The sequence below is a fragment of the Flavobacteriales bacterium genome (genome assembly GCA_013001705.1).
GTDB lineage: Bacteria > Bacteroidota > Bacteroidia > Flavobacteriales_D > JABDKJ01 > JABDLZ01.
Genome location: JABDLZ010000203.1, coordinates 1 through 11,791 on the forward strand (window position 1 = coordinate 1; position 11,791 = coordinate 11,791).

The window sequence follows — 11,791 nt, forward strand, 5'->3', positions numbered from 1 at the left end:
GTGGAGATCGGTGCAAATTCCATACGTACCTGGGGTCTGGATCAATTGTCTGACGGACTTCTGGATGAAGCACATGAGAAAGGTCTGTCGGTCATGTTGGGACTTTGGGTCGGTCATGAGCGTCACGGATTCGACTATGATGACCCTGTAGCTGTAAGAAAGCAATTCGAGCGATTCGAACGTGCCGTTCGTAAGTATAAGGATCACCCTGCGCTCTTGGTCTGGGGAGTAGGCAATGAGGTCGATCTATTCTATTCCAATACCAAGGTATGGGATGCTGTACAGGATATAGCGGCTATGATACATGAGTTGGATCCCCATCACCCGACCACTACAGTGACAGCTGGCTTGGATCCGAAGGAAGTCGAGTTGATCTTGGAAAAAGCACCGGATATCGACATATACTCGGTCAATACCTATGGAGATATAGCCAATGTACCAGCAAATATCAGGGAATACGGTTGGGACGGTCCTTACATGATCACTGAGTGGGGTGTCAACGGACATTGGGAAAGCCCTACTACTGATTTCGGAGTACCTATCGAGCAGACTAGTCATGAGAAGGCCGTCAGCTTTGATGAGCGCTATGATTTGATAGAGAACGATAGCCGCTATTGTATCGGTTCGTATGCCTTTCTGTGGGGTTCTAAACAAGAGACCACTTCTACATGGTATGGACTATTCACTCCCGATGGACACTCAGGAGAAGCAATTGATGTGCTGCAAAGAAGGTGGGGCTCTGAGCCGGAGAATAGGGCACCCGTGCTCAAGAGTATCGAGATGAATGGGAAATCTCCTTTAGATAATGTCTATGTAGTCTCAGGTGATCTGGCCGAAATAAGTATCGATATCTCCGACCCAGATGGGGATAGACTGAGCTATAAGTGGTCTGTGATATCAGAGAGTACGGATAAGAAGGCAGGAGGAGATGCTGAGAAGGCCCCGCCAACAATTCCAGGTACCGTCAAGAAGAATAAAGGGAGTAGTGCCGTCATCAGGGCACCCCGAGAAGAAGGGCAGTACCGTGTCTTTGTATTTGCCACAGATGGAAAGGGACATGCCGGCACGGCCAATATCCCATTCTACGTCACTCCTCGACCAGCAGATGCCGGCCCGGCCAGAGGAATAGAATTCAAATCGGTGCAACTGGACGTGCCGAAAAGATGACCCAGAAATAAGTAGAGAGACCAACCTACCTAAAGAACGACCTATGTCTAAGAAATCCTTTCTGATCATGATTGCGGCCGTGTCCTCCTTGGGCGGACTGCTTTTCGGATATGATACAGGTGTGATCAATGGTTCTCAGTTCTACCTGAGTAAATATTTCGAGTTGGACCCTGCTACTAAGGGATTCGTGGTTGGAAGTGCCTTACTCGGTTGTTTCGCAGGAGCCTTGCTTGCGGGGCCATTGAGCAGGAAATTCGGTCGGAAACACTCTCTTATCATCTCGGCCATTCTATTCACCATTTCCGCCTGGGGTTCAGGCCTACCGGGATTCTTTCCTGAATCCATTCCCTTGCTCATATTTTTCCGAATAGTAGGTGGATTGGGGATCGGGGTGGCATCGATGAACGCTCCCATGTATATCGCTGAGATCTCGCCTCCTGATAAACGGGGAAACATGGTCACCTACTATCAATTGGCCATAGTCGTAGGGTTCTTTGTCGTGTTCTTAGTGACCTATTATATCGGTCAACTGGGCGATGAAGCCTTTAATATTGCTCGGGGTTGGCGATTGATGTTCTGGTCAGAACTGGTGCCCTGTCTACTCTTCCTTGTCCTATTGTTCTTCATTCCAAAAAGTCCGCGATGGCTAGCGATGCGAGGTCGTGATGAGGAATGTATGGAAGTGCTGAAGAAAATACACCCGGAAGATGCGGCCACTGTAGAATTCAACGAGATCAAAGAATCGGTCCATTCCGATATGAACAGACCCAAAGTCAGTTTGTTGGCCAAGGGAATCCTGCCCATCGTGTTGATCGGGGTCACGCTTTCTGCCCTGCAGCAATTCACCGGTATCAATGCGGTTCTCTATTACGGTTCGGATATATTCGAGAAAGCACTCGGATTCGGCAAAGAGGATATCCTTGCTCAGCAGATACTGCTCGCGGGGGTCAATCTGGTATTCACCTTCATCGCCATGGCCACCGTAGACAAATTGGGGCGCAAGCCATTGATCTATATCGGTTCGGCAGGAATGGCCTTGGGATTCATTCTACTGGCCACCACCTTGATGACTGGTACCGTTGGACTGTTGTCCCTGATCGGTGTATTGCTCTTCATCGCATCCTTTGCCATGTCCATGGGACCCGTGGTATGGGTGGTGCTCTCTGAGATGTTTCCCAATAGGATCCGGAGCGCGGCCATGTCAGTGGCTGTAGCGGCCCAGTGGGCGGCCAACTATTTTGTCTCCCAGTCCTTCCCGATCATCGCTGAAGGTCCGGTCAACAACAACGATTTCTGGAATGGGGCATTACCCTACGTCATTTTTATCGTGTTCATTATATTCATCTTCATCTTTACCAAGGTCTACATCCCTGAGACCAAAGGGAAGAGCTTGGAAGAGTTGGAGGCGATATGGGACAAATACCGTCCTGACTCCAAGGCAAGCAGTTGATTATGATTAAACGACTATTACTCATAGCATGCTTAGGCCTCCTGTCCCAAGGGTTCACAGCTCAGGAACAGGATTCTGTCGCAGAACTCTTGGTCCCTGGGGAAGAATATCTTCTAGGTCTTTTCCCCAAACAAGCTCCTCCGGCCTTGCGCCAAGTTGACGTATCGGGGTTCTATCGATTTTTCGGCACCTACACTCAAATGGATACGGACTATCCGCTAGAAGAGACAGGGGCATTCACCACGGCCGAGCGTTCCCTCTTCATTGCAGATGACACACAGTTGCCCAACCTATGGATGAACATCGCTGGTCGTCCCAATGCCAAGACCAGCTTCAGTATGGACCTGTTCATGTTCCAGTTCATGGATGGCAATCTGGGTGAGACCTATGGAAGCCAAGTAGTGGATTCCTTGCGTCCCAATGTGTATTCTCCTATCACCGGAACCCGACTAGGAGGGAGTTTAGGGCTGAACCTTGGTATCAATCTTTACGGTAGCTACGCGACTGATATCGGTTCATTCTCAGCCCGCATGGGAGGGACGCATTGGTACCGATTGAGCGATCTGACCTTTTCATCTTTTAGAGGCTATAATCGATTCACGCTCTTCGAACGCAATCCATGGGATCCGGTGCAAAGACAGGTCACCGATCGCTATAGCACCTTCTATGAGCAAGGAGCTATTCAGCAGGATCTACGTTGGGGGAATCGCGCATTCCACGGATTGATCGTTGAAGGAGCCCAACTACCTGAGGATTTCTCCTTCTCATTGCTCTTTGGTAAGACCGAACTCAATGGGGGATTCGATAGCAAACCCAATTCATCGGTAGGTGGAAGGGTCAGAAAGGATTTCTCGAGTGGGTTCTTGAGTTTCAACACCTTTAATAGTCACACCTACGTGGATAGTCTGGCCCGAGCCAGTATCGGATTCAATGTCCATACCCTCGAGGCCGATCAGCGCATGGGTGATTTCCGCATCCATGCTGAGATAGGAGCAGGTCGTTATTACTCACCTAATTACGCGAGTACCTGGGCTGAGGCGATCAATATCAAGGCCAGTGTAGAGAAAGAGAAGATAGGCATCCCGATAGAGCTCCATTACTTCAGGATAGCCCCAGAAGTGATCAACAACAATGCGATCTTCTGGAATACCTCTATCGATGAGATGGTCTTCAATGACATTCCGTTGGGTCAGCCGGGAAGCAATCAGGTCTTGGTACCCTTTGCGAGCAGTGTCACGCCTATCGGACTGATGACCAACAATCGTACGGGACTCAATATAAATACGGAAATAGAGATAGATGATCTGAGTGTGGCCATCGGCTATGGAGTGGCTTCAGAGATTACCCCCATCAGCAATCAGATCTCGTATAGTCATGCAGTCAATCAGCTGACCCGGTCCAGATTCTGGAGATGGGATTTTGTGAGCAATGTGGGGCCCTACGGACGGTATAACGTAGTCTATAGAGATGCTTATGAGCTCATTCAATTGACCGATGATGAATTCGGTACCGTGGTCAATGAAAAGCATTTCAATACAGCCGAGGTGCAGGCCAAGTACAGCAAGCGCGTTCTCGGAAAACAACTCTTTGCATTCTTGCTCGGTAGATACAATACCGTGCAGCCAGAGTTCAATGCTATCATGCCGCTCAATGATGAGGCATACCTCAGACTGTATTCCACGGAATTGGAGGTCTACTGGGAACTCATCCCATCCTTGATATGGGCCAATTATGTCGGATATGAGCGGGCGATCGCCAATTATGATACCGATATCAATGATGAGACCCGCAGGCCGAGAAATCAAGAAGGCTATGGTCTAGGGACCGGCATCGATCTTTCTCTGGGTAAGAACGCGCTGTTCTCTGTCCGGCACAGATTCTTTGAATTCGAAGACAAGAGCTTTCCATTGGACCAGTTCCGCGGGCAAGAGACCTTGTTGGAAATAAAAGCATTCTTCTAATGAGATATACACATACCATAGCCATATGCCTACTTCTCAGCAGCAGTGTCTGGGGACAGAAATTGGACGTGAAGGAAACATGGCTCTCAGGCTATGCACGTAGCATACTGTATAGCGATGCCTATGAGAACGATGTAGAAGAAGACACCGTATCGGCAACACGTGAGATGAGTGGACATACCTTGCTCGATCTGGCAGCCAACATCAAGCCCAACGACAAGATCTTCATTCAAGGAATGGTCCGGATCAGGAATGACCACGGTGGTTTCTGGGGATCAGGAGTCACCTTCGATATTCGGAATCTATACTTGAGAGGAGTGGTCGGAAATGCTTTCCGCTATCAGGTGGGTGATATCAACTACAAGCTCACTCCATACACGTTGTACAATTCAGACGAAGAGACTTCCATGAATGAAGTGACCTCCTTTGCCCTTCTTCGGGAGCTCAATCGCTATGATCTTTTTTACGATGATCAGAATACGTGGCGACAACAAGGAGTGACCGGAGAATTCGGACTTCGATTCAAAAAGGTCATTGAAGAAATGGACTTCACCCTCTTCACTTCGCGACTGAACTGGGCGGCCAATGGAGGTCTTGAACGATTGCAAGGTGGAGGAAATGTCCAATTGAAATACAATAAGCATCTCGATCTCCATCTGACCTATATTGATGCCTTCGATATCCCAGGCACCAATGACCTGACCGCGATCTACAGCAATCCTGTGCTGACTTCCGGAGTGGGTATACACTATGACACCGAATCTTGGAATTTGGATCTCGCCTCAGAGTTTGGACAGAGTAGAGAGAATCTCGCAATCGGTGAAGAAGTAGTCGAAAGAGAGGACTATTTCTATGATGCCAAGGTCATGGCAGAACAGTCTGAAGGTGACTTGGCCTTCAGTCTAGGAGTCCAAGAGGTGGGCCCGGGATTCCGTTCCATAGGTGCTCAGACCAAACGCATAGACTTCGACCGTTATCCACGCTATCTACAGCGCTATGGCAATGAGCAGATGCTAAGAAGTATAGACCTGTTGGATATCATCAGAGATGCGAGTATCTACAATACTCAGATCACTCCGGGATTAATGAGTTATGACCCGCGTTTCGGAAATGTCTCTCCCTATGGAAGAGCCACACCTAACCGGAGAATGATGGATATCGAGGCCGCTTGGTCCCCGGATGAGGGACCGGTAGAGTTGAATCTGACCAGTAGGATGGGGCAGGAGATACAGGGTCAAGGGACTCCAGAAGCACGTAACTTCATGATTTTCAACACGTCAGCTGCCTTGCATCTGGACCGCTTATTGGCCATCGATCGCTCCATTCGCTTGGATGCGGCCTATTGGTACGAGAATACGTCCCGCTCTGGGAGAGAGTCCTATGAAGATATTGACTTGAGTAATGCATCGATGAGCATCGGATTGGTAGCAGAATTTGTCCAAGACTTTGAATTCATTGCCGGATACAGAAATATGAACTCAGAAGGAAATGAATTCCTACTAGTGACCGATGAGGTCGGTCGCATCATCACATTCGATCCTAGAGACTATGACTCCCAGCAACAGCTTTATGCTGTGGGTCTGCGATACAATTTTTCGGAGAATTCGCTTCTCAATTTTCAATACACTCAATTTAACTTAGACGATCGGACGGATGTAGATGAGGATTATAGTATATCCGATTTCTCCATCATTTATAGAATGTTATTCTGATGAATAGATTACAGCACATCCTTCCCTTGACCATTATTCTGTCGCTCTTGATGGCCTGTGAGCGCGATCAAGATGAGTTTGTCGGGCCTTCATTGGCCAATCTCTATGGTGACTTCGCACTCTTAGAAGAAGGTGATATCTCGAATCGTGAGGTGGACTTCGCTGCCGGTGAGAATACCCATGTGACGGCCTTATTCTCTCAGCAGGTCACCTGGGAATTGCATATCACAGGTAAAGAATCTGGAGCACACAAGCTGATAACTGGTTTTTCTGCAGAACTATCCTCTTCCAATACCCTTTGGAATGGCACCACGACCGATCTGCCCATGTTCAAGGCAGAGATGTGTGATGTCAATTTGCGTGCATTCAATGCACAGGACTCGTTGGTCTATGACTATGTGGATAGTCTGGAGGTGATCTCTTCACGGATCATCGATGGTGTGTTTGTGGCAGATTTCGAGAATGGGATCGACCCGGCTTGGGGAAGTTTCGTTCAGACCGGGGCCAACATGAGTTTCAATACCTCGAGTGAGATAGCTGCAGGTCAGGGCGATAGCTATCTGGATATCGGGGGAGAAGTGAGTTGGGATTGGCTGATCCTCTATGTCGACTTCCCCGGAGATGCTCTAGGAGCACCCACATATCCACTCTCGGCCAATGCATCAGAGGTATATTTCAACTTCTTCGTGTACACTCCAGAAGAGATTGCCAATGAGGTCATCCTATTGCAATTCATGGAAGACGAGAACGGTGACGATCAGCATTCCGGTTCGACTGAAGACATGTATTCCTATGAATTGACCAATGTCTCACCGGGTTGGCAGAAGGTCAGTTTGAAGTATTCCGATCTACAAGCATTGGTCAATGGCCAACCATCTGATCCGGCTGGCAATGGACTGCGTGAGGCAAATAAACTTTGGAACATCCGACTGCTCTATTTGGCAGATCCCTCCAGCGGGTATTCTCAGAGCTATTTTGACTACATGATCTTTACCGAAGGAGATCCGCTGGTGCCATGAGTATGAAGCAATCGCATATCATTCTCATCATCTCTGGATTGTTGCTGTGGTCGTGCATGGAACAGGTGGCGCTTTTCGAGATACCTACCCCTGAGGATACCACTCCGCGGGTCGGTAATTTCTATGCCGTCAACATTTTCGAAGATCACATCACCAATGAGCTATGGTTCTCAGAGGAACCGAAATGCCTACAAGTCAAATCCCAGACCGAGCATGTCTTCTCTGGAGAAGGAGCTCTTCATATCCAATGGGATAAGGGAGCTGGCGATTGCGAGTGGTTGGGTGTGGGCATAGGTTGGAACAATTGGTCCGGTAAGAACCTAGGCTCCATCTATGATATTTCTGCATTGCAGTTCTGGGTCAGAACAGAAGGCAGGCCCATGAAATCCATCCCTGGCGCTATTGGATTAGAAGATCATGGAGGTGCTCAGGCATGGGTAGGATTCAGCCGCAAGATGATCCAAGCAGATCAGATCGATGAGAACTGGACTCAAGTGACCATTCCGATCCTCGCATTCAATTGGAAAGAACAAGAAGCCGATGTGTCCAATTTGAAGCAAGTCATCATTCAGTTCGAAGCCAGTGGAGATATGTATCTCGACCAGATGCAGATCGTTGAGAGCGACCTTCAACTGAGAAGTAGAGCAGAGGCATATTACTTCGAGACGGATAGATCTCAAAAAGAAGTCACCGAACTATTCGATGCCGGAATGACCTCGGCCCAGATAGAAGATGACCGCATCATGATTGCTGTTGATCCGTCAGGCGTGCATGTAGTCACCGATATCACCGATGATACTCCCTTGCAGAATAGACAGAAAGAAGCAGAAGTTTGGAATGGCGATGCCCTTGAGATTGCGTTCTCTTTTGACCCTTCGGCAGATGTCGGTCGAGCTTATTATCGCACTACTGACCGCCAGATAGGTATCAGAGCCACTCAAGAAGCTCATATCTGGGACTGGAAAAGAAGCAAGAGCCTGAACGGAACATTTGAGGCGACCACCACTGAATCAGGCTACAGGACCTACACCTTTTTGAGCTATGAGGAATTGGAGATGATACCCTTCGAACCCGGTCAGATCTATGGTCTGGAGATAGCTGTAGATAAAGGGACGAATGAGGGCCGGGTCATCCAGAATCGCTGGAACAATCCCGATGCAGAAGGATTCCATACCAATCCATCGCTATGGGGTGAGATGAAGATCGTTCAACCCGAAGGACTATGATAAATCGCATTCCAAAGCATATCGCATTATTTGTCGTTCTATTCCAACTTGTTGGATGTACCGTTCAGAAGACCTTCGCCCAAGAAGGAGAAACTGATCGAATCGATCGTTTGATCTCCGCAATGACCATCGAAGAGAAAGTGGGTCAGATGACCCAGCTCAATATCGATGTCATCTCTAAAGGAGAGATATACAACCTCGCGGAACCGCATGAGTTGGATGAAGGGAAATTGAGACATGCCATTGTAGATAAGCATGTAGGTTCTCTACTCAATGTAGGTGGACATGCCTATTCGCTGGACCACTGGCAAGACATTATCACTGATATCCAGAAGATGGCCGTCAAAAAAGGCAGTCACGGCATACCCATCGTTTACGGCATCGATGCCATACATGGAGCCAATTATCTCTTAGAGGGAACTTTACTACCACAACCTTTGGCACAAGCTGCCACTTGGAATCCGGATTTGGTCAGAGAAGGAGCTCGTATCACTGCCTATGAGACCAGAGCGTCTGGTATACCTTGGAATTTCTCACCAGTACTTGATCTGGGTCGACAGCCTCTTTGGTCTCGCATTTTCGAGACCTACGGTGAAGATGTACATCTGGCCACTGAGATGGGAGAAGCTGCCATCAGAGGCTATCAGGGAGATGATCCCGCGCACCCTGAACGGGTAGCCGCATGTATGAAGCACTTTCTAGGCTACAGTTGGCCCTTCAGTGGCAAGGACCGTACTCCTGTCTATATACACGAGAGGCAATTGCGGGAATATTACCTCCCTACTTTCGAGAGAGCGATTGAAGCCAATGCACTAAGCGTCATGATCAATTCGGGAGAACTCAACGGGATACCTGTACATGCTGATCATGACATATTGACCACCTTGTTACGTGACGAACTCGGCTTTGACGGAGTGGCCGTCACAGATTGGGAGGACATCATGAAATTGAGGGACAATCACTGGGTAGCGGTCGATTTGAAGGAAGCTGTCTATATGGCCGTCATGGCGGGTATAGACATGAGCATGACCCCCAATGACTATTCCTTTACCGATCTACTGATCGAGTTGGTCAATGAAGGCAGGATACCGGAGAGCCGTCTCGATATATCGGTCAGACGTATTCTACTCATGAAAGAACGATTGGGCCTATTTGAGTCACCGACCCATTTCAAGGACCACGATTATAGCAAAGTAGGTTCTGAAGAATTCGATGAGATCAGCTACGAGACAGCCTGTGAAGGCTTGACCCTGTTGAAGAATAAGAGCGATGTCCTGCCCTTGAAAAAGGGAGATCGCGTTTTGGTCACCGGTCCATCAGCTGATTCACACACCATGCTTAATGGAGCTTGGACCCGCACTTGGCAAGGGACAGATGCCCAGTATGATGATACCACCAAGTTGACAATTCAAGAAGCATTGATGATCAGCGAGGACATAGATGCACAATTCATTCCATTGGCCACACTGGACTCTTTGTATACGGAGGATCTCGATCGATTGTCCACCAGCGAGTTCGCTTTTGACAGGATCATTGTCTGTCTCGGAGAACTACCCAGTACTGAGAAACCAGGTGATATCGATGACCTTTCATTGTCTGATTCACAGACCGAGTTGGTCAAGAAGCTAGCAAAACTAGAGACACCTATCATAGCCGTACAGGTATTCAATCGCCCACTCATCGTTTCCGATGTCGAACCTTTGTGTCAAGCCGTATTGATGGCCTATCATCCGGGGGATGAAGGAGGAAGAGCGATAGCTGATGTTCTCACAGGGGAGGTCAATCCTTCCGGTAGATTGCCGATCACCTATCCGCGCTATGTGAACTCACTGCTCACATATGACCACAAGCGTACCGAGCAGGTCGGCAGGGATTTCTCTTGGAACGCCTTCGACCCACAATGGCATTTTGGTCATGGGCTCTCGTATTCGAATTGTACGTATAGCGATATCCGTATGGACCGGACCCTTTTCCGCATGGGAGAGGTCGATGAAGCTCAATTGACAGTCAAGATGACCTTGAAGAATACTGATGCGGATAGAGAACACAAAGAGGTGGTTCAAGTATATGTGACGGATAAAGTGGCAAGTATCACTCCATCCGTCAAACGTTTGCGAGCATTTTCCAAGGTCGTTCTCGCACCAGGAGAAGAAAAGGAAGTTTCAATCGATATACCTCTGAAGGACCTGTCTTTCATAGGCAAAGACCTCGAACCTATAGTCGAACCAGGAGTGTTCGTATTGCAGGTCGGAGATGAGAGCTTTGAAATAAATCTTGCGCAATGAGGAATCTGTACATCATATCTATAATCCTGATTGCGATGGCTTGTGAACAGCCTCCTCCGCCAGAAATTGGCAGGATAGGTGATCGGGTATTGTTCTCAGGCTATGCGTGGGATGTGAAATCCAGTGATATACTTCAAGGTCCCGGACCGAATTATTTCAGCGATCATCCCTATGACATATATGTGGATGAAGACGGTTATCTCCATCTACATATCACTGAGCGTGACGGTAGATGGTATTCTACAGAAGTAGTGAGCGTGGAAGAGTTCGGCTATGGCACCTATACATTCACGGTAGAAGGGGACTATTTGAACATTCCGGAGAATATCGTTGTCGGGCTATTCACTTGGGACTCCTATTCATTCCTCGAACAGGCAAATTCAGAAGTTGATATAGAGTTCTCCAAATGGGGGGATCCCGAACATACCAGTACACTTCAGTATGCGGTCCAACCGGTGAATTTCGGACCCTACTATCCCGAGCGCGATTATGCTCCAGAAGGAGTGGAGGCCTATCATGTAGGTGTGAGCACGCATCAGTTCCACTGGACAGACTCGCTGATCACCTTTAGAAGTTTTGAAGGCGAATCCACTGCACCTTCGGATATGTTCGCCAGTTGGGAGTTCGATCTGAACAATCCTCCTCGTGTCAAGAACGAGGGAGGCCTTTCCTCTGAGCCGATCGTCATCCCTGCACCTGCTGATTCGACCAACGCGCGGATCAATTTCTGGATATTACCTTGGGTGGCTCCAGGTCCTACAGATGGAGAACGTCAAGAACTTATTGTAAGAAGCTTTAACTATATACCTTGAACCGATCATTGATTATCACTAATTCTAAATTGAAATGAATAGAACAACTACAATGAAGAGCTTGCTTATCGCTTTTGCGATGGTGGCGAGTTCTTTTTACAATGGCCTATCGGCCACCCAAGTCACCTTTGTGGTGGACATGAATGAATACACCGGAGC

At 48.2% G+C, this 11,791-nt stretch carries 8 protein-coding genes; all 8 read left to right on the plus strand.

The genetic code is table 11. The features are described from left to right. The coding region (locus HKN79_08310; protein NNC83566.1) for a hypothetical protein at nucleotides 1-1,167 on the plus strand (1,167 nt) is incomplete at its 5' end. Between the two features lie 43 nt (nucleotides 1,168-1,210). Next, nucleotides 1,211-2,617, plus strand: coding sequence for a sugar porter family MFS transporter (locus tag HKN79_08315; protein NNC83567.1), 1,407 nt, complete (start codon nucleotides 1,211-1,213; stop codon nucleotides 2,615-2,617). A 2-nt stretch (nucleotides 2,618-2,619) separates the two neighbouring features. Continuing rightward, entirely contained in the window at nucleotides 2,620-4,578 is a 1,959-nt protein-coding gene (locus tag HKN79_08320; protein ID NNC83568.1) for a hypothetical protein, read from the plus strand. Further along, nucleotides 4,578-6,290, plus strand: coding sequence for a hypothetical protein (locus HKN79_08325; GenBank protein NNC83569.1), 1,713 nt, complete (start codon nucleotides 4,578-4,580; stop codon nucleotides 6,288-6,290). Before HKN79_08320 ends, HKN79_08325 begins: the two co-directional genes overlap by 1 nt. Continuing rightward, nucleotides 6,290-7,309 (plus strand): hypothetical protein, encoded by a 1,020-nt coding sequence (locus HKN79_08330; protein NNC83570.1) that lies wholly within the window; start codon nucleotides 6,290-6,292, stop codon nucleotides 7,307-7,309. The genes HKN79_08325 and HKN79_08330 overlap by 1 nt, the downstream gene beginning before the upstream one ends. Then, nucleotides 7,306-8,535: a hypothetical protein gene (locus tag HKN79_08335; protein NNC83571.1), complete on the plus strand. Its 1,230-nt coding sequence runs from the start codon at nucleotides 7,306-7,308 to the stop codon at nucleotides 8,533-8,535. The genes HKN79_08330 and HKN79_08335 overlap by 4 nt, the downstream gene beginning before the upstream one ends. Next, the gene (locus tag HKN79_08340) at nucleotides 8,532-10,820 is read left to right on the plus strand and encodes a beta-glucosidase (GenBank protein ID NNC83572.1); all 2,289 of its coding nucleotides are present in this window, start codon (nucleotides 8,532-8,534) and stop codon (nucleotides 10,818-10,820) included. The genes HKN79_08335 and HKN79_08340 overlap by 4 nt, the downstream gene beginning before the upstream one ends. A gap of 35 nt (nucleotides 10,821-10,855) precedes the next feature. After that, complete coding sequence (locus tag HKN79_08345) at nucleotides 10,856-11,632, plus strand: hypothetical protein (protein ID NNC83573.1); 777 nt, start codon at nucleotides 10,856-10,858, stop codon at nucleotides 11,630-11,632. Nucleotides 11,633-11,791 lie beyond the last annotated feature (159 nt).

What these genes read in the sequence shown, in the direction of transcription:
- HKN79_08315 (NNC83567.1), top strand. Translation starts at nt 1,211, where the DNA reads ATGTCTAAGAAATCCTTTCTGATCATGATTGCGGCCGTGTCCTCCTTG.
- HKN79_08320 (NNC83568.1), top strand. Translation starts at nt 2,620, where the DNA reads ATGATTAAACGACTATTACTCATAGCATGCTTAGGCCTCCTGTCCCAA.
- HKN79_08325 (NNC83569.1), top strand. Translation starts at nt 4,578, where the DNA reads ATGAGATATACACATACCATAGCCATATGCCTACTTCTCAGCAGCAGT.
- HKN79_08330 (NNC83570.1), top strand. Translation starts at nt 6,290, where the DNA reads ATGAATAGATTACAGCACATCCTTCCCTTGACCATTATTCTGTCGCTC.
- HKN79_08335 (NNC83571.1), top strand. Translation starts at nt 7,306, where the DNA reads ATGAGTATGAAGCAATCGCATATCATTCTCATCATCTCTGGATTGTTG.
- HKN79_08340 (NNC83572.1), top strand. Translation starts at nt 8,532, where the DNA reads ATGATAAATCGCATTCCAAAGCATATCGCATTATTTGTCGTTCTATTC.
- HKN79_08345 (NNC83573.1), top strand. Translation starts at nt 10,856, where the DNA reads ATGGCTTGTGAACAGCCTCCTCCGCCAGAAATTGGCAGGATAGGTGAT.